This window comes from Siccirubricoccus phaeus (assembly GCF_008360935.1).
GTDB lineage: Bacteria > Pseudomonadota > Alphaproteobacteria > Acetobacterales > Acetobacteraceae > Siccirubricoccus > Siccirubricoccus phaeus.
The window spans coordinates 14,929-40,794 of the sequence record NZ_SRXO01000030.1 but is presented as its reverse complement, the minus strand read 5'-3'; the positions used below and the strand labels follow the sequence as shown (position 1 = coordinate 40,794).

At 72.6% G+C, this 25,866-nt stretch carries 17 protein-coding genes; 9 read left to right on the top strand and 8 right to left on the bottom strand.

What is annotated here, in order from left to right:
* The first annotated feature begins 109 nt into the window (after positions 1-109).
* The 4 genes from E5N76_RS27000 (at position 110) to E5N76_RS26985 (ending at position 4,238) form a co-directional block, all read left to right on the top strand.
* The gene (locus E5N76_RS27000) at positions 110-1,639 is read left to right on the top strand and encodes an ArnT family glycosyltransferase (protein ID WP_207792126.1); all 1,530 of its coding nucleotides are present in this window, start codon (positions 110-112) and stop codon (positions 1,637-1,639) included.
* A gap of 342 nt (positions 1,640-1,981) precedes the next feature.
* Complete coding sequence (locus tag E5N76_RS26995; protein ID WP_149541078.1) at positions 1,982-2,917, top strand: SMP-30/gluconolactonase/LRE family protein; 936 nt, start codon at positions 1,982-1,984, stop codon at positions 2,915-2,917.
* Positions 2,918-3,032: 115 nt separating this feature from the next.
* The gene (locus E5N76_RS26990) at positions 3,033-3,824 is read left to right on the top strand and encodes a fumarylacetoacetate hydrolase family protein (RefSeq protein ID WP_235907913.1); all 792 of its coding nucleotides are present in this window, start codon (positions 3,033-3,035) and stop codon (positions 3,822-3,824) included.
* An 18-nt stretch (positions 3,825-3,842) separates the two neighbouring features.
* Positions 3,843-4,238: a carboxymuconolactone decarboxylase family protein gene (locus E5N76_RS26985; RefSeq protein ID WP_149541077.1), complete on the top strand. Its 396-nt coding sequence runs from the start codon at positions 3,843-3,845 to the stop codon at positions 4,236-4,238.
* 124 nt (positions 4,239-4,362) lie between these two features.
* On the opposite strand, the gene E5N76_RS26980 is transcribed toward E5N76_RS26985, so the two are convergent.
* The 3 genes from E5N76_RS26980 to E5N76_RS26970 form a co-directional block, all read right to left on the bottom strand.
* Positions 4,363-5,715: a tetratricopeptide repeat protein gene (locus E5N76_RS26980; protein ID WP_149541076.1), complete on the bottom strand. Its 1,353-nt coding sequence runs from the start codon at positions 5,713-5,715 to the stop codon at positions 4,363-4,365.
* A gap of 90 nt (positions 5,716-5,805) precedes the next feature.
* Positions 5,806-7,065: a hydantoinase/carbamoylase family amidase gene (locus E5N76_RS26975; RefSeq protein WP_149541075.1), complete on the bottom strand. Its 1,260-nt coding sequence runs from the start codon at positions 7,063-7,065 to the stop codon at positions 5,806-5,808.
* A gap of 82 nt (positions 7,066-7,147) precedes the next feature.
* Positions 7,148-8,266 (bottom strand): CaiB/BaiF CoA transferase family protein, encoded by a 1,119-nt coding sequence (locus tag E5N76_RS26970; protein ID WP_149541074.1) that lies wholly within the window; start codon positions 8,264-8,266, stop codon positions 7,148-7,150.
* A gap of 147 nt (positions 8,267-8,413) precedes the next feature.
* Between E5N76_RS26970 and E5N76_RS26965 the strand changes: the two genes are divergently transcribed.
* The 3 genes from E5N76_RS26965 to E5N76_RS26955 all read left to right on the top strand — a co-directional run bounded on the left by E5N76_RS26965 (position 8,414) and on the right by E5N76_RS26955 (position 12,110).
* A complete protein-coding gene (locus E5N76_RS26965; RefSeq protein ID WP_207792125.1) occupies positions 8,414-9,409 on the top strand; it encodes a tripartite tricarboxylate transporter substrate binding protein in 996 nt (331 codons plus the stop codon).
* 237 nt (positions 9,410-9,646) lie between these two features.
* Complete coding sequence (locus tag E5N76_RS26960) at positions 9,647-10,651, top strand: NADPH:quinone oxidoreductase family protein (protein WP_187830436.1); 1,005 nt, start codon at positions 9,647-9,649, stop codon at positions 10,649-10,651.
* Positions 10,652-10,661: 10 nt separating this feature from the next.
* Positions 10,662-12,110 carry an MDR family MFS transporter gene (locus tag E5N76_RS26955; RefSeq protein WP_149541072.1) on the top strand — a complete coding sequence of 483 codons (1,449 nt, stop codon included), beginning with the start codon at positions 10,662-10,664 and terminating at the stop codon, positions 12,108-12,110.
* Between the two features lie 283 nt (positions 12,111-12,393).
* Here E5N76_RS26955 and E5N76_RS26950 read toward each other — a convergent pair whose 3' ends face one another.
* The 5 genes from E5N76_RS26950 to E5N76_RS26935 all read right to left on the bottom strand — a co-directional run bounded on the left by E5N76_RS26950 (position 12,394) and on the right by E5N76_RS26935 (position 17,675).
* Positions 12,394-12,627: a type II toxin-antitoxin system VapC family toxin gene (locus E5N76_RS26950; protein WP_149541071.1), complete on the bottom strand. Its 234-nt coding sequence runs from the start codon at positions 12,625-12,627 to the stop codon at positions 12,394-12,396.
* The gene (locus tag E5N76_RS29895; RefSeq protein ID WP_187830435.1) at positions 12,624-12,785 is read right to left on the bottom strand and encodes a hypothetical protein; all 162 of its coding nucleotides are present in this window, start codon (positions 12,783-12,785) and stop codon (positions 12,624-12,626) included. Before E5N76_RS29895 ends, E5N76_RS26950 begins: the two co-directional genes overlap by 4 nt.
* 127 nt (positions 12,786-12,912) lie before the next feature.
* Complete coding sequence (locus E5N76_RS26945) at positions 12,913-13,245, bottom strand: DHCW motif cupin fold protein (protein ID WP_149541070.1); 333 nt, start codon at positions 13,243-13,245, stop codon at positions 12,913-12,915.
* A gap of 141 nt (positions 13,246-13,386) precedes the next feature.
* Positions 13,387-16,485, bottom strand: a complete 3,099-nt coding sequence (locus E5N76_RS26940) for an efflux RND transporter permease subunit (RefSeq protein ID WP_149541069.1) — start codon at positions 16,483-16,485, stop codon at positions 13,387-13,389.
* Between the two features lie 104 nt (positions 16,486-16,589).
* Positions 16,590-17,675, bottom strand: coding sequence for an efflux RND transporter periplasmic adaptor subunit (locus E5N76_RS26935; protein ID WP_235907911.1), 1,086 nt, complete (start codon positions 17,673-17,675; stop codon positions 16,590-16,592).
* A gap of 473 nt (positions 17,676-18,148) precedes the next feature.
* On the opposite strand from E5N76_RS26935, the gene E5N76_RS31195 reads away from it, so the two are divergent.
* Both E5N76_RS31195 and pbpC read left to right on the top strand, forming a co-directional pair.
* Positions 18,149-23,314 carry an alpha-2-macroglobulin family protein gene (locus E5N76_RS31195; RefSeq protein WP_149541067.1) on the top strand — a complete coding sequence of 1,722 codons (5,166 nt, stop codon included), beginning with the start codon at positions 18,149-18,151 and terminating at the stop codon, positions 23,312-23,314.
* A 362-nt stretch (positions 23,315-23,676) separates the two neighbouring features.
* Complete coding sequence (gene pbpC / locus E5N76_RS26925; protein WP_149541066.1) at positions 23,677-25,644, top strand: penicillin-binding protein 1C; 1,968 nt, start codon at positions 23,677-23,679, stop codon at positions 25,642-25,644.
* Positions 25,645-25,866: the final 222 nt, after the last annotated feature.

Below are 25,866 nucleotides of genomic sequence, written 5' to 3'. Positions count from 1 at the left end.
CCATTCCCGGGGCGTCAAGCCGGCACGGTCGGGAAATGCGGGCTTTACCGGTTTGGGCTGCATGATAAGGGGGCAGCCCAAGGGCAGTGATGTCGGGGGCGCCACGCGCATGGGCATGAGATTCCGCCGGGTCGCCTGGGCGGCCGCGGTGCCGCTGTTCCTGCTGCTGGCGGCGGTGGTGCTGCGCAGCCTCGGCTTCTTCAACGCGGTGATCGACACGGATGAGGGGCTCTACTGGGTCCAGGCGCGGGAATGGCTGCAGGGGGGCTGGCCCTATGTCGCCGCCTGGGACATGCACCCGGTGGGAGCGCCGGCGCTCTTCGCCCTGGCCATGCTGGCGTTCGGCAAGGGGCTTATCGCCATCCGCCTGCTCGCCGCGCTCTGCGTCGGGCTGACCGCCTGGGCGCTCTATGGCGGGGTCAGGGCGGCGGGCGGGTCGCGGCTGCTGGGGCTGGGGGCGGGGCTGGCCTATGCCTCGCACTCCGTCCGGCTGGGCGGGCTGGCGAGCAACACCGAAATCCTCTTCGCCCCGATGGTGGCGGCGGCCATGGCGATCGGCCTGCGCGGCGCCGCAAGGGCGCTGCGGCAGGGGGAGGCGCCGGACTGGCCTTCGCTGGTGGCGATGGGGTTGCTGATCGGCTGCGCCCTGGTGGTGAAGCCGGTGGTGGTGCCGGAGGGATGCCTGGCCTTCGCCCTGCTGGTCTTCCCGGCGCTATGGCGGCGGCTGTTGCCCCAGGGGCGAATGTGGGGGCGGGCCTTCGCCATGGCGGGGGCCTATGCGCTGCTCTGTCTGACGCCGACCCTGCTCTTCGCCCTGGCCTATGCGCTGCACGGGGCGCTGGACGCCTTCATCGAGGGCAGCTTCCTCGCCCCCTTCCGCTACAGCCTCGGCCGGCTGGGGCCGGTGGAGAGCTTCCACCGCATCCTGGTGACGGTGCTGACGCTGACCTGGCCCTTCACCCTGGCGGCTATGGCGCTGTGGCGCTGGGTGGCGCGGCCCGGTCCGGGCGGCATGCTGGTGCGGGTGGCGCTGCTGTGGTTCGCCGTGTCCAGCATCGCGGTGGCCGGGCCGGGCTTCTTCTATCCGCACTACTTCGTCATCTGGCTGCCGCCGCTCTCGCTGCTGATGGCGCTCGGCGCCTGGGCCATGGCGTTGCGCCTGCCGCCGCGCTGGCGGCGGCGGGGTTTCGTCGTCATCATCGCCGTGCTCGCCATCGGCTCCTGGCGCGCCGACGCCACCTTTCGCATTGACCGCGGCATCGGGATCTTCGCGCCGGATCCGGTGCGGCAGGTGGCGGCGGAGGTGCGGGCGCGGATCGAGCCGGGGCAGCCGATCTGGGTGGTGAATTACCACCCTTCCGTCTATGTGCTGGCGGATGCCGCCATCCCGACGCGCTTCGTCTTCCCGGCGCAGCTCACGGGGAAGGAGTTCACCAGCATCTCCGGCGTCGATACGGATGAGGAGGTGGCGCGCATCCTGGCCACCTGGCCGCGCCTCATCATCATCGACCGCGGCTGGTGGCCGAGCCTGCGGGAGACCGCGGCCGCCATGCTGGATGAGGTGCTGGAGCGCGATTACGAGCTGGTGGCGGAGGTGCCGGAGGAGCGCGGGCCGATCGAGATCTGGAGCCCGCGCTAGAGCGTGATCGGTTGAGGTCGAATCGACCGAAACCGTGAATCACGCGACCGAACAATGAGCTAGAGCGGGGCGGGTGAGCGCAGCTCAACCGATCCCGCGCTAGGTCTCCCCACGACGTCGCTGCGCGACGCCGCGGGGCCCCCCCGGGTTACGCCCCAGGCGGGCGCTGCGCGCCGCCATGGGGCCCCTGCGAGCCTTTGGATCAGGGCCTCGCACAGCCTGCCGCGGCAAGGCCGCGGCAGGGCAACGGGCAGCGCAGGTTGTTGCGGGGTGCCGCTGGGCAGGCCTCTGGCGCGCGCGGCGCGGCTGGGGCAGCATTCCCCCAAAGATGGGAGGGAATGCATGAGCGAGCTGCGAATCCTGGCCGAGGGGCTGCGCTTCCCCGAAGGGCCGATCGCCATGACGGATGGCAGCGTGGTGCTGGTGGAGATCGCCGCCGGGCGGATCACGCGTATCGGCGCCGATGGCAGCAAGCGCGTCATCGCCACGCCGGGGGGCGGGCCGAACGGCATCGCGCTGGGGCCGGGCGGGAAGATCTATTGCTGCAACAATGGCGGCTTCCTGTGGCATGAGGAGCCCAACATGCTGCGCCCCGCCGGCGTGCCGCCGGAGTACAAGGGCGGGCGGATCGAGGTGATCGACCCCGCCGATGGCAGCGTGAGGGTGCTGTACGAAAGCTGCGGCGAGCACCGGCTGAAGGGGCCGAACGACATCGTCTTCGCGCCGGCGGGCTCGCCGGGGGAGGGTGGGTTCTGGTTCAGCGATCTCGGCAAGGTCAGGGCGCGGGAGCGCGACCATGGCGGCGTCTATTGGGCGGCGAATGACGGCTCGCGGATCGTCGAGGCGGCCCATCCCATCTTCGGCGGGGCGAACGGCATCGCGCTCTCGCCGGATGGGCGGCGGCTTTACGTGGCGGAGACGGAGACCGGGCGGCTCTGGGCCTGGGATGTGGAAGGGCCGGGCGTGCTGCGGAAGGATCCCTGGCCCTCGACCAGCGGCGGCCAGGTGGTGTGCCAATTCCCCGGCTATCGGCGGCTGGACAGCATCGCGGCGACGGCTTCCGGCAATGTCTGCGTGGCGACGCTGGTGAGCGGCGAGATCACCACCGTCTCTCCCAGCGGGGAGATATTGCGGGTGGTGAAGATGCCGGAGCGGATGCCGACGAATATCTGCTTCGGCGGGGAGGGGATGCGGACGGCCTACATCACCCTGTCCCTCACCGGCAAGCTGGCGGCGATGGAATGGGATGAGCCGGGGCTAGTGCTGCCCTGGGCGTGAGATCGCGCAGCTCGACGGTTTTCTCCAGGCCATGCCGGCGGGCTTGCCGCCATGGCTCGCCACGGCGCCTGATCCTTCGAGGGGCGATGTGTCTCGGTCCTGAACATATTCCATTATGGAGGTTCTGAACTTGTCTCTTTGGGTGCGGTTCAGCCGGGGCGGGCAGGAAGGCTTCGGCACGCTGGAAGGCGAGCGCATCGCCGTGCACACAGGCGATCTCTTCGCCGGCGCGGCGCCCACCGGCGCGACGCTGGCCCTGGCGGAGGTGACGCTGCTCGCGCCGGTCCGGCCGGGTGCCTTCCTCGGGCTGTGGAACAATTTCCACGCGGCGGCGGCGAAGCAGGGCAATGCCATCCCGGATTTCCCGCTCTACTTCCTGAAGACTCCGCGCTGCGTCATCGGCCCGGGCGAGGCGATCCGCCCGCCTTCAGGCTATGAGGGCAAGGTGCTGTATGAGGGCGAACTCGGCCTCGTCATCGGCAAGCGGGTCTCGAACGCGGATGAGGCAGAGGCCGCAGCGGCGATTTTCGGCCTGACCTGCGTGAATGACGTGACGGCGCTCGATCTGCTCCTCGCCGATGCGGCCTTCCCGCAATGGGCGCGGGCCAAGGGCGCCGACACATTCGGGCCCATCGGCCCCGCCATCGCCACCGGCCTCGACTGGTCCGCGCTCAGCGTGAAGGTGGCGCTGAACGGAAGGGTGCGGCAGGACTATCCGCTGAGCGACATGATCATCCCGCCCGCCCGCATCGTCTCCCTGATCTCGCGGGAGATGACGCTGCATCCGGGCGACGTCATCGCCTGCGGCACCTCGCTCGGCGCGCTGCCGATGCGGCCGGGCATGCAGGTGGCCGTCACCATCGAGGGCATCGGCACGCTGGAGAATGCCTACGCCTCAGCGGCCTGAACCAAGGGAGGAAACGCCATGGAAGAAGACAAGGCGCATGACGCGCTGCGCGAGAGCGGCCGGCGCGTGATGCGGGAGGTGCTGGGCGACGCCTATATCGACAAACGCGACGCCGGCACCAACCCCTTCAATGCCGCGGTGCGCCGGCTTTCCGAGGAATTCGCCTATGCCACGCTGTGGACCCGGCCGGTCTTCGACCGGCGGCAGCGCAGCCTGGTGACGCTGGCCATGCTCTGCGCCCTGAACCGGCCGCATGAGCTGCGCATCCACCTGGTGGCGGCGCTGAACAATGGCTGCACGGCGGAGGAGATCAGCGAGCTCTTCACCCACGCCGTCGCCTATTGCGGCTTCCCCGCCGCCATCGACGCGCTGCGCGTGGCGGAGGAGGTGCTGCGGGAGCACGGCAAGCTGTAGCGCGAGTTCTGCGCCTCGACCGCCGGCGCCGAACGCAAGGGTTCAAAGGGCCCTCCGCCCTTCGCGGGTAGAGTCTGAGAAGGGCGTCGCGCCGCGAGGCGCGCCTTGCGGCGCGACGCCCTCCTCAATGCGCGATGCGCCGCGCCGCCTCCGCATACCCCACGCGCCGCTCCGGCGGCACCGGATGCCGCCCCGCCACGCGTTCCAGCAGCATCCGCACATCCTCCTGCAGCCCCGCCTTCATGGCGCTGTGCAGGAAGAGCTGTTCCAGCACATCCTGTTGCGCGTGGCTGCCGCCCAGCCGGTACATGCCGCTGAGCGCTGGGCGCATCACGGCGACCGCACCGGCGAAATCGCCCTCGCCATGCTTCAGCACCGCCTCGCAGACCGGCAGGGCGTAGTCGCGCACCAGCGGGGTGTTGGTGCCGGCATTGGCGCCGGCGTAGTCGCGCATCGCCGCCAGCATGCGCTGCGCCGCGCCCCATCGCCCGGTCGCCGCCAGCGCCATCATCCAATGCGGCAGGGTGAAGGCGGAGAGGCAATCGCCGATGCGCGCTTCCGCCTTCGCCGCCAGCTCCTCCCACCGCGCGCCCACATCCACGCCATGCAGCCCCAGCCGGAACAGCATGGAGGCGGCGTTCTGCACGTCGATGTAAAGGTCGGGCTGCGCCTCCGTCACCGCGCTGCCGAGGTTGCGGAAGCCGGTATCGTACAGCGCCAGCACCTGGTCATGCTCCCGCCGCTCCAGATGGTACATGGCGCGGTGCCACCAGAGGTGGTGCATGAGGTTGTTGCCGCCCTGCCAGTGCCGCTCCAGCGAGGCAACCCATTCGATGCCCTCGCCGCGGCGGCCCTGCATTTCCAGCACATGCGCCACGGCATGCGCGGCCCAGAGATCGCCGGGGTCCAGCGCGATGGCATCGCGGCCGGCGGCTTCCGCCACGGTGTAATTGCCGCATTCCTCATTGGCGAAGCTGCGGCAGGCCAGCACGCTGCCATAGCCCGGCATCCCCGCCTCCCAGCGCGGCAGCGTGGCCTCCACCGCCGTCAGCATCGCCTCCGGCCGGCCGAGCCAGAAGGCGCAGAAATGGTGCAGGCGGAAGGCGAGGATATCGGCGGGATGCGCGGCGAAGATCGCCGCCCAGGCGGCCAGCGCGCGGTCCATCTCGCCATCGGCCCAGTAGCGCAGCGCCGTGACATGCGCCTGCTCGCGCGGCGTGGCGCGGGCGGTGCAGCGCTCGGCGGCGGCGATCGCCGCCTTCGCCGGGGCGATGAAATCCTGCTTGTAGCCCAGCAGCATGAAGGCGGCCTTCAGCACATGCGCCATGCCGAATTCCGGGTCCGCCTTGAAGGCGGGCTTCAGCCGCTGGGAGGTATCGAAGCGGTATTTCAGATAGCCCTCGATGGTGGCGTCGAAGGCCGCGGCGGCTTCGGCGCTGTCGGTCGTCAGGGGCAGGCCGCGCGTGTCGCGCTGCATGGTCGGCTTCCTCCGCTTCCGCCCTGCCGCTTGCCTGCCCGGGCAGGCAGGGGAGGGCAGGCCGCTGAATAATAGCCTCGCATAATAGCCTCAGGCGGCGAGGTACTCGGCCAGCACGCAGATGGCGGCCAGCAGATCCTCGGTTTCCATCGCCTCCTCCGGGTTGTGGCTGCCATTGCGATTGCGCACCAGCAGCATGCCGGTGGGCACGCCGGACGCGGCGAAGTTGTTCGCGTCGTGGCTGCCGGGGCTGTTGAGGCGCGGCGCCGCCAGCTCGCAGCGCCGCGCCGCCGCCTCCAGCCCGGCGACGATGCCGCGGTCCATCAGGCCGGGGGCGGCGGCGCTGCGCTCGCCCAGCACGATATCCACGTCGCGGCGCTGCGCCACCATGCGGGCGATCTCGCCCAGCTCCTGCTCCAGCGCCGCCAGATGCGCGGCATCGTAGGCGCGGAGGTCGAGCGACATCTCGAAGCCGCCGGAGACCATGGTGAGGCTGTGATGCCCGAAGGGCGTGTGGAAGCGGCCGATGGTGACGGCCATCGGCCGGCCCGCCGCCTCCTCCTTCAGCCAGAGCTTCTCCAGCTCCAGCGCCAGATCGGCGCCGGCCAGGGCGGCGTCGCGGCGGAAGCGGTGGGGCAGGCCGGTATGCGCATCGGCGCCGGTGATGCGGATGAAGGGGTGCCGCACATTGCCGGGGTTGGCGAGGCAGATGCCGACCGGCGCCAGCGCCTCGACGAGCTGCGGCGCCTGCTCGATATGCACCTCCAGATAGGCGCCGATCGCAGCGGGGTCGCGCAGCGGGCGGCCGGCGCGGAGCGGGGCGGCATCGCCGCCGCACGCCTCGATGCTCTGCGCCAGGGTACGGCCGGTGCGGGCATGCGGCAGCTCCAGCGCGCCTGGCGGCAGGCGGGCGAGCAGGCAGCGGGAGCCGATGAGGCCGAGGCCGAACCAGACGGCCTCCTCGCAGCGCAAAGCCAGCACCTCGATGGGCGCGCGGGGGCGGATGCCGGCCTTTTGCAGCGCGGCGACGGCACCGATGCCGGCGATGATTCCGGCCGCGCCGTCGAAATTGCCGCCCTGGACGACGCTGTCCAGATGCGAGCCGATGAGGATGGGCTTGGCCGCGGGGTCGGTGCCCGCCCAGCGCAGGGTGAGGTTGGCGCCGGCATCGGTGCTGGCGGCGAGGCCGAGGGCGGCGCCGGCCTCGGCGATGAGGGACTGGGCACGGTTCTCGCCGGGGCCGTAGGCGTCGCGGGTGATGCCGGGCGGGTCGCGGCCGATCTCGGCCACGCCATCCAGCAGGCGCTGCACGAGGGGGAATTGGGCGGCGACGGCAGCGGCGAGGGTCATGGCGGGGCCTTGGTCAGTCGGACGGGGCCATCATGCCCCCAGGGGGGACGGTTCCGGCAAGCGGGGGCCGTGGCGCGCCGCCTCACAACCCCACCTCCCGCAGCACCTCCTCCGTATGTTCGCCCAGCGCGGGCGCCGGCACGCTCCAGGGGCCGAGCCCCGGCAGCTTCGGGAAGGGCAGCGTCCCCAGGCCGGGCTGCGCCAGCGGCACCGCCGCCTCCACCGCCCGCACATGCGCATCCGCCAGCCAGTCCAGCGGGGTGTTCACCAGATCGCAGAGCAGCCGCGCGGCCTTGAAGCGCGCCACCCAATGCGGCGCCGGAAGCTGCGCGAAGGTCTCGCGCAGGGTCGGCACCAGCGCGTCCCGGTGCTGCGCCCGGCTGGGGAAGCCCTGGAAGCGCGGGTCCGCCGCCAGCTCCGGCCGGCCGGCGACCTCGCAAAACGTCACCCATTCCGGCTCCCGCAGGAAGGCCACCATGAACCAGCGCCCGTCGCTGCCCTGATAGGTGCCGGCCGGGACATTGGCCGCCGGCGGCACCGTGCCGAGCAGCCCCGCCTCCGCCATGTTGAACCCCATCAGCGCCGCGGCGGATTGCATCAGGGAGACATCCAGCACCCGGCGCCGCGGCGGGGCGCCGGCGGCGCGGTCCCGCGCCTGCTCGGCCAGCGCCGCCTGCACGGCGACGCAGGCGGAAAGCCCCGTCGTCATGTCCACCGCCATGAGCGGGCCGGTGCGGTGCGGAATGCCGTCGGCGCCGACATTGAGCGACACCAGCCCGGTGAAGGCCTGGGCCACCCCATCCGTGCAGGGGCGTTCGCTCTCCGGCCCCTGCTGGCCGAAGCCGGAGATCGAGAGGAAGACGACATCCGGCTTCCCCGCCTCCGGCACCAGGCCGAGGCGTTTTGCGACGCCGGGGCGGAAGGCTTCCAGCATCACATCGGCCTTGGCCGCCAGCCGGGCCAGGGCGGCGCGGCCGGCCTCCGCCTGCAAATCCAGCACCACGCTGCGCTTGCCGCGGTTGAAGCTGACATGCATCACGCTCTGGCTGCCCTCCCGCGTGGCAAGGCCGCGGGACCAGTCGCCGGCGGGCGGCTCGATCTTCACCACATCGGCGCCGCAGGCGGCGAGCAGCGTGGCGCAATATGGCCCGGCAATGCCCTGGCTGGCATCCAGCACGAACAGGCCCTGATACGGTTTCATGCCGCTTCCCCCGATGATGTTGCCGCCTTGGGCTTGTGGGCGGTCCGGCCGGTCCCGGCCGCGTGCCTCGCGGCGGGGCGTTCCCGCCCTGGCGCGATCCGCCCTATCCTGCCCGGAACCGGACGGGAGGAAAGACCCAGGATGCGGATGACGCGACGCGCGGCCCTGGCGGGGCTGCTGGCGGCGCCGGGGCTCGCCCCGGGGCGGGGGCTGACCCAGGGGGCGGGGGCGGGGGCCGGGCCGGGGGCGGAATGGCCGAACCGGCCGATCCGGCTGGTCATCCCCTACCCGCCGGGCGGGCCGACCGACCTGCTGGGGCGGGTGGCGGCGCAGCGCCTGACCGCCGCCCTGCCGTTTCCGGTGGTGGCGGAGAACCGGGCCGGGGCGGGCGGCGCCATCGGGGCGGAGCAGGTGGCGCGCGCCGCACCGGACGGCCACACGCTGCTGGCCAATGCCTCCGCCCATGTGATCCTGCCGCATATGCTGCGGCTGCCCTTCGATGCAGTGGCGGATTTCGCCCCCATCACCTGCATCGCCGCGGTGCCGCTGGTGCTGGTGGTGACGCCCAACCTGCCGGTGCGGAGCGTGGCGGAGCTGGTGGCACTGGCGAAGGCGAAGCCGGGGCAGCTTGCCTATGCCTCCTCCTCCAATGGCGGGGCGCCGCATCTGGCGGGGGAGATGTTCAAGCTGCTGGCCGGCGTCGATCTGGCGCATGTGCCCTATCGCGGCAGCGGCCAGGCCCTGCCGGATCTGGTGGCGGGCAACGTCCAGGTGATGTTCGACAGCCTGGCGAGCAGCGCCGCCCTGGTGCGGGAAGGCCGGCTGAAGGCGCTGGCGGTGACGACGGAGCAGCGCATCGCCGGCTTCCCGGAGCTGCCGACCGTCGCCGAGGCCGGGGTGCCGGGCTATGCCATCACCACCTGGTACGGCATGTGGGCCCCGGCGCGGACCCCGGCCTCGATCCTGGCGCGGGTGCAGCAGGCGGTGGCGGCGGGGGTGCGGCAGCCCGAGGCGGCGGAGCGCCTCGCCTCGATGGGTGCCGAGCCGGTAGCGCAGCCGCCCGAAGGTTTCGCCGCCTTCGCCACGGCGGAGTATGAGCGCTACGGCAAGCTGGTGCGGGAGGCGAATATTCGGGCGGATTAAGTCCGGGCCCGTTCCCTCCCCCGCTTCGCCGTGGAGGGTTAGGGTGGGGTGGAGTGCCTGGTTGTTGGGGGGCGTTCGGTGGCGGATGCCTCGATGTCGGACGGAATGCCGGCGTTGGGGTGGATGCCCGGCTTTCGCGGGGGGAGAGACACCCCCACCCCCGGCCCTCTCCCGCAGAGCGGGGGAGGGAGCCTCCCCACACCCGGCGGCAGGAGCAGCAGGAAAGGACACACCGACATGCGCGCCCTGGTCTGCGAAAGCTGGCGCGAATTCGACGAGCTGGAGCTGAAGGAGATTCCACCCCCGCCCTTGCGCCCCGGCGGCGTGCGCATCCGGGTGGAGGCGGCGGGCGTCTCCTTCGCCACCCAGCTCGTCGTCGCCGGCAAATACCAGCGCAAGCCGCCCTTGCCCTTCACCCCCGGCACGGAGGTGGCCGGCACGGTGCTGGAAAGCGCGCCGGATGTGGCGGACCCGTTGCCCGCCGGCACGCGGGTCTTCGCCGTGGTGGATTGGGGCGGGCTGGCGGAGGAGGTGGTGGCGGATGCCATCCATGTCACCACCATCCCGGACGGGCTGCCGCTGGAACCCGCCGTGGCCATGCCCATCAGCTATCCCACCGCCGCCGCCGCCCTGCTGTGGCGGGCGCGGCTGGCGCCCGGGCAATGGGTGCTGGTGCAGGGGGCGGCCGCTGGCGTCGGGCTGGCGGGGGTGGAGATCGCCCGGGCCCTCGGCCTCCGCGTCATCGCCCGCTGCGGCGCGGCGAAGCGCGGCGTGCCACTCTCCCGCGGCGCCGACCTGGTGCTGGACAGCGCCGAGCCCTTCCGCGCGGCGGTGCTGGAGGCCACCGGCGGCGCCGGCGTTGGCGCCGTGCTGGACACGCTGGGCGGGCCGGTCTTCGACGAATCGCTGCGCTGCCTCGGCGATGGCGGCACGCTGGTGACCATCGGCTTCGCCGCCGGCGGCATTCCGCAACTGCCGGTGAACCTGCTGCTGCTGAAGAATATCGGCGTGGCCGGGCTGAATTGGGGGACCTATTGCGGCTGGTCGCCGGGGGACAACCGGCAGCTTCATGCCCCCCGGGCGCGCGCCATCTGGGCGCAGCTCACGGAATGGTGGGCAGCCGGCGCCCTGCGGCCGGAGCTGCATGCCAGCTTTCCGCTGCATGAATTCCGTGCAGCCATGGCGGAGGTGAAGAGCCGGAGAGCCTCCGGCCGGGTGGTCGTCCGACCGCAGGAGGTCTAGGACGAGGGGCATGAGCGAGACCTCGCCGCCTGCCCCACCCCCCGTCAGGACCGACCACCGGCTGATCGCCGCCATCGTGGCCAGCGCGCTCTTCATGCAGAACCTGGACAGCGCGGCGGTGACGACGGCGCTGCCCGCCATGGCGCGGGAGATGGGGGTGGAGCCGGCCCGGCTCGGCACCGCCATCACCTCCTACCTGGTGGCGCTGACGGTGTTCATCCCGGTCTCCGGCTGGGTGGCGGACCGCTTCGGGGCGAAGCGTGTCTTCATGGCGGCGATCGCGGTCTTCACCATCGCCTCCGTGCTGTGCGGCCGGGCGACGGGGGTGCCGGAGATGATCGGCGCCCGGGTGCTGCAGGGGCTGGGGGGCGCCATGATGGTGCCGGTCGCCCGCCTCCTGCTGCTGCGCCAGGTGCGCAAGGACCAGATGCTGAACGCCATGGCCTGGCTGACCATTCCGGCCATGATCGGCCCGGTCAGCGGGCCCCCCCTGGGCGGCTTCCTGACCGATGCCTTCGGCTGGCGCTCCGTCTTCCTCATCAACGTGCCGATCGGGCTGCTCGGCATCCTGATGGTGGCGTGGAAGATCCCCCGGCTGGAGCCCTCCGACCCCGGGCCGCCGGACCTCAAGGGGCTGACCCTGCTGGGGCTGGCCCTGGCGCTGTTCATGACCGGCCTCGAGACCTTCGGCCGCGGCGTGCTGCCGCGCGGCATGCCGGAGGTGGCGCTGCTGCTGGGGGCGGGGTTCGGCTGGGCGGTGGTGCGGCATTGCGGCCGGGTGGCACGGCCGGCGCTGGACCTTTCCCTGCTGCGGATCCCCACCTTCAACCGCTCCACCCTGGCGGGCAGCCTGTTCCGCAGCGGGGCGGGGGCGACGCCCTTCCTGGTGCCGATGCTGCTGCAGGTGGGCTTCGGCAAGACCGCCTCCGAGGCCGGGCTGGTGAGCTTCGCCACGGCGCTGGGGGCCATGGCGATGAAGCCGCTGGCGCGGCCCATCCTGCGACGCTTCGGCTTCCGCACCGTGCTGGTGGGGAATGCGCTGCTGGCGGCGGCGGGGGTGGCGGTGGCGGCGCTGTTCACGCCCGGCTGGCCGCTGGCGCTGATCTTCGCCCTGCTGGCGCTGGGCGGGCTGTTCCGCTCCCTGCAATTCACCGCGCTGAACACTTTGGCCTTCGCGGATGTGCCGAATGCGCGGCTTTCCGCGGCCACCAGCTTTTCCGGCACGGCGCAGCAGCTTTCGCCGGCGCTCGGCGTGGTGCTGGCAACGACGACGCTGGAGCTTTCGGCGCATCTGGCCGGGCGGGCGGCGATCGGGGTGCCGGATTTCGCCGTGGCCTTCCTGGTGGCGGGCGCAGTGGTGGCGGCCTCTATGCCCTTCTTCCTGAGCCTGGCGCCGGAGGCCGGGGCGGATGTGAGCGGCCACGTCCCGGCGGGGGTTAGGCGGGCGCCGGCGGAGTGAGCAGGCGCGCGGCCGGCAGGGCGGCGGTGCGGGCGAGGGCGGCGGCGAGACGGCGATCCGCAGTGGCGAGGGCGGCGCCCTGGGCCTGGGCGAGGTAGAGGAAGTCATAGACCGGGTGGTCGAGGCGGGTGGCGAGGCGGAGGACCGCCTCGCTTAGAGCGGTTTCACGCTGACTGTGCAGCGCGAAACCGCTCTAGCTTATGGATGGTAGAGCAGATTCACGCCTCCGGGCGATGCCGCCCTCCGGCGATCTGCTCTAGCGTCGGATCTATCGGCATCAGGGTCAGCGGCACCGCCAGCAATCGGTCCAGCAGGTGCAGGCGCCGTCCCGGGCGATCTCGCCGCGCCGGGCCAGGCGCCAGAGGATGTTCGAGCATTCCGTCAGCAGCAGGGCAGGGGCGATCAGGGGCCGGTCGCCTCCGACCATGGCCCGGGCCCAGGCGTCATCCTCCTCGTCGCGCAGCCATTTCAGCGCCACCGAGGCGTCCACCACGATGGCGTCCGAGCGGGCACTCACCTGCTGTCACGGTCCTCGCGCAGCAGGTCGGTCAAGTTCGGAGCGCCGGGCGGTGGCTTGATCGCCATGGCGAAAAGCGCCTCCCACCTCGCCTTCTCCGCCGCAGGGTCGCGGGGCGAAGGCTCCTCCCGGGCCCGCTTCTCCCTGAGGATCGCCACCGCTTCCTCCTCCACGTTCACCCCATGGGCGGCGGCGCGGCGGGAGAGCCAGGCCTCCAGCTCAGGCTCAGGGTGGCAGGCTGATCGCGCTCATGCGCGGAAATTCGGCACCCGCCCGGGGTCAAGCTCAATCCACGATGAAGAGCTTCGCCCCGATCTTCGTGGAGGACCGATGCGCCGCATCGCCGAAATCGGAGACCTGGTAGCTCATCCCCGGGCGCAGGGTGAAGCGGCGGCCATCGCGCAGCTCGGTCTCCAGCTCCCCCTCCAGCACGTAGAGGATATGGCCGCGGTCGCACCAATGGTCCGCCAGGTAGCCGGGCGTGTATTCCACCTGGCGCACCCGCACCTCGCCGATGTTCAGCGTCCGCCAGATCGCCTCCCCGGTCTCGCCCCGGTGGCGGCTCTCCGCCACGCCGGACCAGTCGGTGACGGTGAAGGGCAGGGTGGGAATCTTCATCTCTTGGCCTCTGACATCACTCTGTCGGGGACTGACGCTGCCCGGTGTCCTGCCGCGGCTTTGCCGCGGCAAGCTGCGCGATGCCTCGGGCCACCAGCGCCCCGGGCCCCCGCGGCGCCGCGCAGCGGCGTCGTGGGGAGATCACTCCGCCGGCGCCACCGCATCCAGCGGCGCCTGGCGGCGGCGGGAGGTGAGGCGCCGCGCCACCCCGTCGAAGCCGAGATAGAGCACCGGCGTCACGAACAGCGTCAGCACCTGGGAGACGGCGAGGCCGCCCACCACGGCGAGGCCCAGCGGCTGCCGCAGCTCGGCGGCCGCGCCCCAGCCGGCGGCGATCGGCACCGCGCCGGCGCCGGCGGCGAGCGTCGTCATCAGAATGGGCCGGAAGCGCAGGATGCAGGCCTCCCGCACCGCGCTCAGCGGCGCGGCGCCGGCGCGCTGTCGTTGCAGCGCCACGTCCACGATCATGATGGCGTTCTTCTTCACCAGCCCGATCAGCAGCAGCACGCCGATGACGGCGATGACCGAGAGGTCGAGGTCGAAATACCAGAGCGTGGCGAAGGCCCCGAGCGCCGCCGCCGGCAGGCCGGAGAGGATGGTCAGCGGATGGATCAAGCTCTCATACAGCACGCCCAGCACCACATACATGATGCAGACCGCGGCGATGACCAGCATGCCCTGGCCGGCCAGCGCCTGCTGGAAGACCTGCGCCGCGCCGGAGAAGCCGGTGACGATGGTGGGCGGCATGCCCAGCTCCTGCTCCACCGCGCGGATGGCGTTCACCGCATCGCCCAGCGCCACGCCGGGCGGGGTGTTGAAGCCGATGACCACGGCCGGAAGCTGCCCCTGGTGGGAGACGTTGAGCGGGCCGGAGCGCCGCTCGATGGTGGCGACCGCCGAAAGCGGCACCAGCCGGCTGCCGGTGGAGCGGAGATAGAGCTTGGCCAGCCCCTGCTCGTCCCGCTGGTCCTCCGGCAGGGCTTCCAGGATCACCGGATAGGCATTGGCCTGGCCGTAGATGGTGCTGATCTGCCTTGCGCCGAAGGCGGAGAACAGCGCCTGCCGCACCTGGTCCACGGTGACGCCGAGCGTCGTCGCCCGGTCCCGGTCCACATTCACCTGCACCACCGGGCTGTCGAGCTGAAGGTCGGTGTTCACGTCCTGAAGCTGGGGCAGCTTCTGCAGCCGCTCCTCCAGCCGCGGCGCCCAGTCGTACAGCTCGTCCAACTTCAGCCCCTGCAGGGTGTAGAGATACTGGGTGCGGGTCTGGCGGGCGCCGAAATTGATGTTCTGGATCGGCTGCATGAAGACGCGCAGGCCGGGGAAGGCGTTGACGGTGCGGCGCAGCTCCTGGATCACGTGCTGGACCTGCGGCCTTTCGCTGCGCGGCTTCAGCTCGACGAAAAGCCGGCCCTGGTTCATCGAGATGCTGCCGCCCGTCGCGCCCAGGTTGGAGACGACATTGGTGACATAGGGGGTCTCCCGCAGCGCCGCGACCAGCCTGCCCTGCATATCCGCCATGGCGGCCATGGAGGCGCCGCGCGGGCCCTCGGTGTTCACCAGCAGGAAGCCGGTATCCTCCACCGGGAAGAAGCCCTTCGGGATCTGCACCGCCATCCAGCCCGCGGCGGCGGCCGAGGCGAGGAACAGCATCCAGACCGCGAAGCGGAAGCGCAGCGCGAGGTCGAGGCCCCAGGCATAGGCCCGCTCGATCCCGACGAAGCCGGCTTCCAGCACCCTGTCCAGCAGGCCCGGCTTGCCGTGATGCCCCTTCAGCCGGCTGGCCATCAGCGGCGTCAGGGTCAGGGAGACAACGCAGGAGGCGATGACGGCAAGGGAGACGGTGGCGGCGAAGGCGTTGAACACCCGCCCCACCACGCCGCCCATCAGCAGGATGGGCAGGAAGACGGCGATGAGCGACAGGGTGATGGAGATGATGGTGAAGCCGATCTCGTGCGCCCCGCGGATCGCCGCCGGGATCGGCGCCATGCCTTCCTCGATATGGCGGACGATGGCTTCCAGCATCACGATGGCGTCGTCCACCACCAGGCCGACGGCGATGGTCAGGCCGAGCAGGGTGACGTTGTCGATGCCATAGCCAAGGGCATACATCAGCCCGAAGGCGACGCAGAGGCTGATGGGGACGGCGACGGTCGGGATCAGCGTCGCGGTCAGCTTGCGGAGGAAGAGGAAGCAGACCAGCACGACGAGGCCGATGGCGATGACGAGGCTTTCCTGCACGTCATGCACCGCGTCGCGGATGGAGAGCGAGCGGTCCAGCATGACGTTCAGCTCGGCGCCCGGCGGCAGGGCGGATTGCAGGGCGGGCAGGCTGGCCTTCACCCCGTCCACCACCTCCACCGTATTGGCGTCCGGCTGGCGCAGCACGGCCAGCACCAAAGCGCGCCTGTCGTTCCGCCAGGCGGCGACGCGCTCATTCTGCACGCCGTCCACCACCTCGGCGATCTCGTTCAGCCGGACCGGGGCCTGGGCGCGGCCGGCCACCACCAGCCGGCCGAATTCATCGGCGTTCTGCGGCTGGTCATTGGCCCGCAGGGTGAGCTGCTGGCGCTGCCCGGTCAGCACGCCGACCGGGGTGTTGGAATTCGCCTGGGCGATGGATTGCTGCAGCGTGTCGAAGGCGAGGCCCATGGCGGCGATGCGGTCCGGGTCCAGCCGCACCCGGACGGAGTAGAGCTGCTCGCCATAGGTCTGCACCTGGGCGACGCCGGGGACGCGGGAGAGCGCCGGGGCGATAATCGTGCTGGCGATGTCGTTCAGCCGGTAGAGCGGCGTATCGGCGCCCGAAAGCGTCAGCAGCACCACCGGGGCATCGGCCGGGTTCACCTTGCGGTAGCTCGGCGGGATGGTCATGTCGATCGGCAGGCGGCGCTGGGCCCGGGTCATCGCCGCCTGCACGTCCTGCGCCGCCGCGTCGATGTTGCGGCCGAGCACGAATTGCACGGTGATCTGCGTCGTGTCCTGGCCGTTGATGGAGGACATGCTGTCGACGCCGGCGATGGTGGACAGCTCGCGTTCCAGCGGCAGGGCGACGCTGGTCGCCATGGTCTCCGGGCTGGCACCGGCGAAATTCGCGTAGATGGTGATGACGGGGAAATCGACGCGCGGCACGGCAGCGACCGGCAGCCTGGTATAGGCGATGATGCCGGCGACGATGGCGGCGAGGGAGAGCAGCCCGGTCATCACCGGGCGGCGGATGCAAAGCTCGGAAATATTCATCCTGCCCGCCCTTCCTGATCAGGACGCGATGCGGCGGGGCCGGGCCCGCCATCGCGCGACGCAATCAAAGCCTGCACAACGATCCCGTTCTTCGCCGGCACGGCCTAGCCCGCCTGGGAGACGCGCTGCGCCGCCGGCTCGGGGTTGCGCTCCACCGCCCGGCTGCCCTCGGTCACCCGCTGGGCGCCGTCCACGATCACCTTCTCGCCGGGTTTCAGCTCCCCGCGCACCACGGCGCGGTCGCCGAGGGTGCGTTCCAGGGTGACGGTGCGGCGCCTGGCGGTGTTGTCCGGCGCCAGGACGAAGACGTAGCGGCCCTGCTGCCCGGTCTGCACCGCCGCCGTGGCGACGGTGATGGCGCCGTCCTCGGCGCGCGGCGTCAGGGTGACCTGGACGTATTGCCCAGGCCAGAGCCGCATCTCGGCATTGGCGAAGCGGGCCTTCAGCAGGATGGTGCCGGTGCCGGTGTCCACCGCGCTGTCCACGAAGACCAGTTCGCCCTCCGGCGGCGGGGCGCCGTCCTGCTCCGGCTGCACCCGGACCCGGGCGGTGCCGCGGGCCATGGCGGCCTTCACCTCGGCCAGCCAGCGTTCCGGCACGGCGAATTGCACCAGGATCGGGTCCACCTGGGTCAGCGTGGTGATGGCGGTGCTTTCCGCCTGGCGCACGAAATTGCCGACGCGCAGCGGCAGGGCGCCGAGGCGGCCGTCGATCTCCGCGGTGATGGTGGCGAATTCCACCTGCAGCTTGGTCTGGGCGATCATCGCCTCGGTCGCCCGCACCGTGGCGGCGGCGGCCAGCGCATCCGCCTGGGCCTGTTCGAAGCGCTGCTGGGAGGCGAAGCTTTCCCCGCGCAGCGACTGGTAGCGCCTGGCATCCGCCTCGGTCCGTGCCGCCTGGGCGCGGTCGCGCATCAGCTGTGCCTCCTGCTGCGCCAGCACCGCCTGGTTCAGCCGGGAGTCGAGGGTGAAGAGCGGCTGGCCGCGCTTGACCATCTGGCCTTCCGTGACGTGCACCTGGGTGATCTGCCCATCCACCCTGGTGCGGACGGTGACCACGGATTCCGAGGCAACGATTCCGTTGGCGAGGATTTCGATGGGCACCGCGCCCTGCCGCACCGCATCCGTGGTGACCGGCACGCCACCGCCGGCCTGCTGGGCGCCGGCGGGCGCCGCCGCCAGGAGGAGCAAGGCCAGACAGGCAGAGAAAACCGGAAGACGTCGCATTCTGTCCAACCCTCGCGCACGGCACGGGGCACGCATCCCGGAATTTGAGATGCCACACCCCTCCCATTCGGCTTATACGGCCGGCCCCGCCCGGACCCACAGCCCGAAATGGTGATGCGGCGATGGATCTTGGATGATCATCGCCCGCGGGACCGTACCATTCCGTAAAACGTTCCGCTGATATGCAGCAACTTCCATGCCATGAGGATCTTTCATGGCGGTTCCGCAAGAATCGGCTCCGAAGATTCGATCAGGGCGTTTTCACCCCTGGTCAGCCCGTCCCAGGCTAGTGTCCCGATTCCGGATTCCTGCGAACGTCGGAATCGGGACACCAGCTTTTGTTTTCAGTGGCCTGCCTGCCCGCTGCCGGAATATCCGGCGAACGCAGCGGGCAGGACACGAGGATACATCCAACGCGCCGGGAGGGCCTCTCGCACATGCTGCGCCTGCTGATCCTGCTGTTCGGCCTGGTGCTGGCCGCGCCCGGGCTGCATGCCCAGGGCTTCGACCTGCCGGGCCTCGCCCGCGATGCGGCGGGGTATGAGCGGGAGCTGGGCCGCCGCTTCCCCGCCGGCGCCACCGCGGCGCAGAAGGCGGCGGCGGAGAGCCGGGCGGCGGCGGCGGAGCGGCAGAACAATTGGCAAGCGGCGGCCCAGGCCTGGGAGGACCGGATCGCCGGCGGCGACCCGCGGCCGGACCATTGGCTGGCGCTGGCCCGCGCCCAGCTCCGCCGCACCCCGGCGGAGCCGGCCCGGGCGCTGCAGGCGGCCTGGCAGAATTTCCAGACGGTGCCGGCCGGCCTGCCGGAAATCCCCTCCCTCCTGCTCATGGCCGAGGCATTGCGGCAGCTCGACCGGCCGGCGCAGCGGATCCAGGCGCTGGAGGCGGTGCTGGACCGGGCGCCGGACAATCCCGGCTACCGCCAGCAATTGGCCGATGCCCGGCGCGAGGCGGGGCTGCTGGTCGCCCGGGTCAATACCGAGGCGGAGAGCGAGCCGGCCCGGGCCTGCCTGAGCTTCACCGTCCCGCCGGCCCGCCGCGCCGATTGGCAACCGCAGGACTGGGTGCGGGCGGAGCCGCCCATCCCGGGCCTGGCGGTGCTGCGGGAGGGGGACCAGCTCTGCGTCGCCGGCCTGCCCAACGGCCAGGTCACGCGGCTGCTGCTGCGCGCCGGCCTGCCGGGGGAGGACGGGCTGCGGCTGAACCGGGATACCGCCCTCCGGGTGGCGATGCCCAACCGCCGGCCGCAGATCATCTTCGACGCCCGCTCCTTCCTGCTGCCGCGCGGCCAGGCGCCGCGGGTGGGCATGACCACGGTGAACATCTCCGCCCTCAGCCTGCGGGTGGTGCGGGTGACGGAGCGGACGCTGATCCCCTTCGCCCGCAATGGCTGGACGGTCGGCGAGCAGATCGAGAGCTGGACCGCCCAGGATCTGCCGGAGAGCTGGGGCAAGGTGGTCTGGGAAGGCAGGGTGGAGCTGCCGCGCTTCGAGGCGAACCGGTTGCAGCGCCACGCCTTGCCGCTGCCGGAGGGGCTGCGCGGCGCCGGCCCCGGCCTCTACGCCCTGGTAGTGCAGCCGGCCGACGGCACGCGCGGCAATGCCGCCGCCCTGCCGGTCATCGTCACCGATCTGGGCCTGACCGCCTGGCGGAGCAGCGCCGGCCTCGCCGTGCAGGCGCGCGGGCTGCAGGCCGGGCGGCCGCTTCCGGGCGCGAAGTTGCGGCTGATGGCGACCAACAACGACATATTGGCCGAGGCGGAGACCGGGCCGGAGGGGCTGGTCCGCTTCGCCGCGCCGCTGCTGCGCGGCCAGGGGCCGATGGCACCCAAGGCGGTGCAGGCCTTCCTCGGCGACGATTTCGTCCAGCTCGACCTCGAGGCCGCCTCCTTCGACCTCTCCGACCGCGGCGCCACGGGCGTCGAGCATCCCGGGCCGATGGAGGCCTTCCTCTGGCTGGACCGCGGCATCTACCGGCCGGGCGAGACGGTGCAGGCGGCGGCGCTGCTGCGCGATGGCGGCGGTGCGCCGCTCGACATCCCGGCGCGGTTCCGGCTGCGGCGGCCGAATGGCTCCGTCTATGCGGAGGCGGTGCCGGCGCGGGAGCGCGGGGCGGCCATCCTCTGGCCCATCCCGATCGGCGCCGGGGCGCCGACGGGGGTCTGGACGCTGGAGGTGCTGGCCGACCCCAACGACCGGCCCATCGGCAAGACCGAATTCCGCGTCGATGCCTTCGTGCCGGAGCGGCTGGAGGTGCGGGCCGGGCCTGCGAATGGTTCCCCTCTGGGGCCCCTGGTGCCGGGGCAGGCGCTGGAGATCCCGCTGGCCGCCCGCTTCCTCTACGGCGCCCCGGCCGCCGGGCTGACCGGCAGCGCGGAGCTCAGGCTGCAGGCGCTGCGCTCGCCCTTCGAGCAGTACCGCGACTACGTCTTCGGCCTGGTGGATGAGCAGTATTCCCCGGACCTCCTGCCGCTCGAGATCGAGGCGCTGGACGATCAGGGGAACGGCCGGCTGGAGGTGACGCTGCCGCGGGTGCCGGACACCACGCGGCCGCTCCGGGCGGAGATCGCCATCGCCATTGACGAGCCGGGGGGGCGGGCCTCCCGCACCGCGCTGACCGTGCCGGTGCGGGCGGCGGAGCGGATGATCGGGGTGAAGCCGCGCTTCGCCGACCTCGCGATCGACGCCGATGCCGAGGCGGGGTTCGACATCCTCGCTCTGGATGGCGAGGCGCGGCCGGTCGCCGCCCGGCTGCGGGTGCGGCTGGTGCGGGAAAGGCCCGACTGGCGCATCGTCATGCGCGGCAGCCAGGCGCGGTACGAGACGGTGTGGCGGGACGAGGCGGTGGACAGCGCCGAGCTGGCGGTGGCCGCCGATGCCCCCGCCCGCTTCGCCCGCCGCCTGCCCTTCGGCCGCTACCGGCTGGAGGTGAGCGAGCCGAATGGCCCAGGGGGCGGCCCAGGGGGCGGCCTTGCCATCACCTCGCTGCGCTTCCGCGCCGGCTGGGCCGGGGGCGAGACGCCGGAGGTGCCGGACAAGGTGGATGTCGCCGCCGACCGCCGCGCCTATGCGCCGGGGGATGTCGCCCGGCTGCGCATCACCCCGCCCTTCGCCGGCCCGGCCAGCATCGCGGTGCTGACGGACCGGCTGGTCTCGCTGCGCGAGGTGGAGGTGGCGGAAGGCGGCACGGAGGTGGAGGTGCCGGTCGATGCCGCCTGGGGGCCGGGCGCCTATGTCGCCGTCACCGCCTTCCGGCCGGGCGAGGCCAGGCAGGGGCATCCCGGAAGGGCGCTGGGCCTCGCCTGGCTGCAGCTCGACCCCGCCTCCCGCCGCATCGAGGTCGCCATCGGCACGCCGGAGCGCATCGCCCCGCGCCAGCGCCTGACCGTGCCGCTGCGGCTGACCGGCGCCGGCGACAATTTCGATTGGCGCGCCTCCGGCGCGACGCTGACCCTCGCCGCGGTGGATGAGGGCATCCTTCGCCTGACCCGCTTCGCCACCCCCGATCCGCTCGGCCATTTCATGGGCAAAAGGCGGCTCGGCGTCGATATCCGCGACGATTACGGCCGGCTGGTGCCGCCGCCGGAGGGCGAGCTGGCGGTGCTGCGCCAGGGCGGCGACGAATTCAGCATGGGCAGCATCGAGATTCCGCAGCGGACCGTGGCGCTGTTCAGCGGGCCGGTGGTGGTGGCGCCGGACGGCACGGCGAATGTCACGCTGGATATTCCGGATTTCGCCGGCGAATTGCGGCTGATGGCCGTCGCCTGGGCCGGCAGCAGGGTCGGCGCCGCGTCCAGGCCGCTGACGGTGCGCGATTCCGTGGTGGCGGAGGCGCTGCTGCCCCGCTTCCTCGCCCCGGGCGACGAGGCGCGGCTGCCGGTGCTGCTGCACAATCTCGACCTGCCGGAGGGCGAGATCGCCGCGACCCTGGCCGCCGAGGGCGCCATCGCCCTGGCCGGCCCGGCGCAGCTCGCCGCGCGGCTGGCGCCCAATGCCCGCGCCTTGCCGGCCACCGCGCTGCGCGCCACCGGGGCAGGGCAGGGGGTGCTGCGGCTGGCGGTGACCGGGCCGGGCGGCTTCACCGTGCAGCGCGAGGCGCGGATCACCATCCGCTCCTCCCGCCCCCTCACCACCGAGATCGCCAGCCAGACCCTGGCGCCGGGGCAGGAGGGCCGGCTGGAGATCCCGACCGCCCGCTTCCTGGCCGGCACCCTGCGGGCGACGGCCAGCTTCGGCGGGGTGGTGCGCTATGATTCGGCAGGCATGCTGCGGCTGCTGGACCTCTACCCCTTCGCCTGCCTGGAGCAATCCGCCGCCCAGCTCCTCGCCTTCGCCGCCACGCCGCCGGAGACGCCGCTGCTGCCGGAGCGCGCCGCCCGGCTGCAGCAGGCGGTGGAGCATGTGCTGAACAAGCAGCGCTATGACGGCAGCTTCGGCCTGTGGTCCGCCCAGGGCGAGGCGCAGTACTGGACCGGCGCCTTCGCCGTGGAGGGGCTGCTGCGCGCCCGGCTGGCCGGCGCCGCGGTGCCGGAGGCGGCGCTCTCCGACGCGCTGCGCCAGATCGCCGAGCAGGTGGAGGACGGCACGCCGGACACGCCGGAGGAGCGGGCGGCCCAGGCCTACCGGCTGCATGTGCTGTCGCTCGCCGGCCGGCCGCTGCTGGGGGCGGCGCGGCGGCTGCTGGAACAGCTCGACGCGCTGCCGACGCCGCTGGCCAAGGCCCAGCTCGCCGCCGCCTTCGCCCGCGGCGGCGACACGGCGCGGGCGGAGCAGGCTTTCCGCGCCGCGCTGGCGGCCGGGGCGCGGCAGCCCTGGCTCTATGATTACGGCAGCGCGGAGCGCGACCTGCTGGCGGTGGCCGCCCTGCTGCGGGAGAGCGGGAGGCTGCCGGCCGAGATGCAGGCGCTGCAGGCGCGCCTGCCGGGGCCGAATTTCACCCCCATGGTCGCGAATACCCAGGAAGCCGCCTGGGCGGTGCTGGCGGCGCAGGCGCTGGGGCGGGATGGCCGCCCGGCCCGGGTGGCGCTGGAGGGGCGGGAACAGCCGGCGGCCGCGCAATTCGCGGTGGCGCTGGCGGCGCCGGCGGCGGCGCGGAACCTGGGCGACGCGCCGCTTTACGTCACCACCTCGGTCACCGGCATCCCGGCGCAGCCCTTGCCGGCGGGACGGGCGGGGATGCGGGTGGCGCGGCGCTTCTTCGGCCTGGACGGCCAGCCGCTGAACCTGGAGGCGCTGCGGCAGAACCAGGTTTTCGTGCTGCTGCTGGAAGGCAGGGCGGAGACGCGGGAGAGCCACCGCGCCCTGCTGCAGCAGGGGCTGCCGGCGGGGTGGGAGATCATCGGCCGGCTGGCGGCGGGGGAGGTGCCGGGCATGCCCTGGCTCGGCACCCTGACCGAGACGGTGGCCTCGCCGGCGCTGGATGACCGTTTCGCCGCGGCGCTGGACCTGACGCCGGAGGCGCCGGAATTCCGCCTCGCGGTGCGGGTGCGGGCGGTGACGGCCGGGCAGTTCGAGCTGCCGGGGGCGCAGCTCGAGGATATGTACCGGCCGCAGATCTTCGCCCGGCAGAATACCGGGCGGATCACCATCCGGCCGGCGGATTGACGCCAGTGGGGGCGGACCAGCCCTGGCACCAGGCGGGACACCACCCCGACGACCGGGATGGAGACCACCCCCACGGCCGGGTTGGGGATCGCCCCCACCCTGTTGGCGGCAGTGCCGCCAACCCCCCATCAGCGGGGGAGGGAAGGACGTCTCCCTCCCCCGCTCTGCGGGGGAGGGCTGGGGTGGGGGTGTGGATGGCCAAGGGCTTGCGCCTGGGACTGGCCCGGCTCGGTGCCACATGGGCCAGCCACCCCCACCCGGTTGGACGCAGTGCGTCCAACCCCCCGCAGAGCGGGGGAGGGAACCGGCTTTCCCTCCGCCGCCGGCAGGAGAGTGGCGGCACTGCCGCCAATGGGGTGGGGATGGGCCGGCGCCTGGCCCTCGCCTCGCTTGCCGCCCTCGCCACCCTCGCCGCCGCCGCCTTTGCCCTCGACCGCCTCTACCCCCCCAACCTCGCCCGCCTCGCCGTCCATGGCACGGAGGTGCTGGACCGCGAGGGCCGCAGCCTCGCCGTCCTCCCCGCCCCCGGCGGCCTTTGGCGCCTGCCCACCACCACCGCCGATGTCCCGCCGCACCTGCTGGATTTGCTCATCGCCGCCGAGGATCGCCGCTTCCGCCACCACCCCGGCGTCGATCCGATCGCCCTGGCCCGCGCTGCCTTCCAATGGGCCCGCGCCGGCCGCATCGTCTCCGGCGGCTCCACCCTCACCATGCAGGCGGCGCGGCTGCTGGAGCCCCGCCCCCGCACCCTGCGCAGCAAGGCCATCGAGATCCTCCGCGCCCTGCAGCTCGAGGCGCATTACTCGAAGGAGGAGATCCTCGGCCTCTGGCTGACCCTGGCGCCGATGGGCGGCAATCTGGAGGGCGCGCGGGTCGGTGCGCTCGCCTGGTTCGGCCGGCCCGTGGCGCAGCTCGACCCGGCCGAAGCGGCGCTGCTGGTCGCCATTCCCCGCCGGCCGGAGGCGCTGCGGCCGGACCGCCATCCCGAAGCCGCCCGCGCCGCCCGCGACGCCGTGCTGACGGAGCGGGCGCGGGCTGCGCCCGGCATCAGCCCGGCGGATACCGCGGCGGCCCTGGCCCGCCCCGTCCCCGCCTTCCGCCGCAAGCTGCCCCAGGCTGCGCCGCACCTGGCGCGCGAATTGGCCCGTGGCGCCACCGAGGCGCGCATCGCCTCCACCCTCTCCCTGCCTTTGCAGCGCGCCGCCGAGGCGATCGCCGCCAGGGCGCTGCGCGACCTGCCGGAGCGCGCCTCTCTCGCCCTGATCGTGGCGGAGCTGGAGAGCCGCGAGGTGCTGGCCCTGGTCGGCGGCGAATTCGGCGCCGCCAACCGGGCCGGCATGCTGGATCTGACGCGCGCCGTGCGCTCCCCCGGCTCTGCCCTGAAGCCCGCCCTGTACGCCCTGGCCTTCGAGGCCGGCATCGCCGCGCCCGAGACCCTGCTGACTGACCTGCCGCGCCGCTTCGGCGCCTATGCGCCGGAGAATTTCGATGGCGGCTTCGCCGGCCGCATCACCGTGGCCGATGCGCTGCGGCAGTCCCTGAATCTGCCGGCCGTCGCGCTGCTGGCGGAGCTGGGGCCGCTGCGCTTCGTCTCCGCGCTGAAGGCGGCGGGGGCGCCGCCGCGGCTGCCGCCGGGGGTGGATCCCGCCTTGCCGCTGGCGCTGGGCGGCCTCGGCACCACGCTGCGGGAGCTGATGGCGGTGCAGGCCGCGCTGGGCGATGGCGGTCGCGCCCGGCCCCTGGTCTTCCGCCCGGGGGAAGGGGGGGCGGTGCGCCAGGCCTTCGCCCCGCGGGCCGCGGCGCAGGTGGCGGGCATATTGGTGAACCCCTTCCCCGCCGGCGGCCCGCCCGGCATCGCCTGGAAGACCGGGACGAGCTGGGGCGGGCGGGATGCCTGGGCGGTGGGCTTCGATGCCCGGCATGTGGCGGGAGTCTGGGTCGGGCGCCCGGATGGCACCCCCTTGCCAGGGGCGACCGGCGCCCGCACCGCCCTACCTTTGCTGGCGCAATTGTTCGAAAGGCTGCCGCCGGCGCCCCGCCCCGCCTTGCCGGGCCGCCCCGCCGCCACCCCCGCCTTGGCCGAGGCGGTGGATCGGCTCCGCCTGGTCTTCCCGCCGCCCGGCGCGGTGCTGGAGGAGGACGCGCCGCATGTCACCCTCCGCGCCAGCGGCGGCCGCCGTCCCCTGACCTTCCTGGTGGATGGCCGCCCCCTGCCCGCCGAGCCCGCCAAGCGCGAGGCCGCCTGGCGTCCGGAGGGGCCGGGCTTCTACCGGGTGACGGTGTTGGATGCCGAGGGCAGCGCGGCGCGGGCGGAGGTGCGCGTGCGCTGAGTGGCGACAGGCGGCAGGTAACGCCTGCCGTTGGCCCCTTACCGTCCTCGCCGCCCCCCTGGGCGCCTGGCCCCTCCTGCTCCGTCGCTGAAGGCGCTTCGAGGCGCCTTCGACACCGTCGAAGGCGACCTGTCGCGAGGGTCATGGTCCGGTTTTCGTGTCAAGGATGCCGCGCAGCGGCACCGCGCTTCGCGCGGCGAAGTCCTTGACACGAAAGCCGGA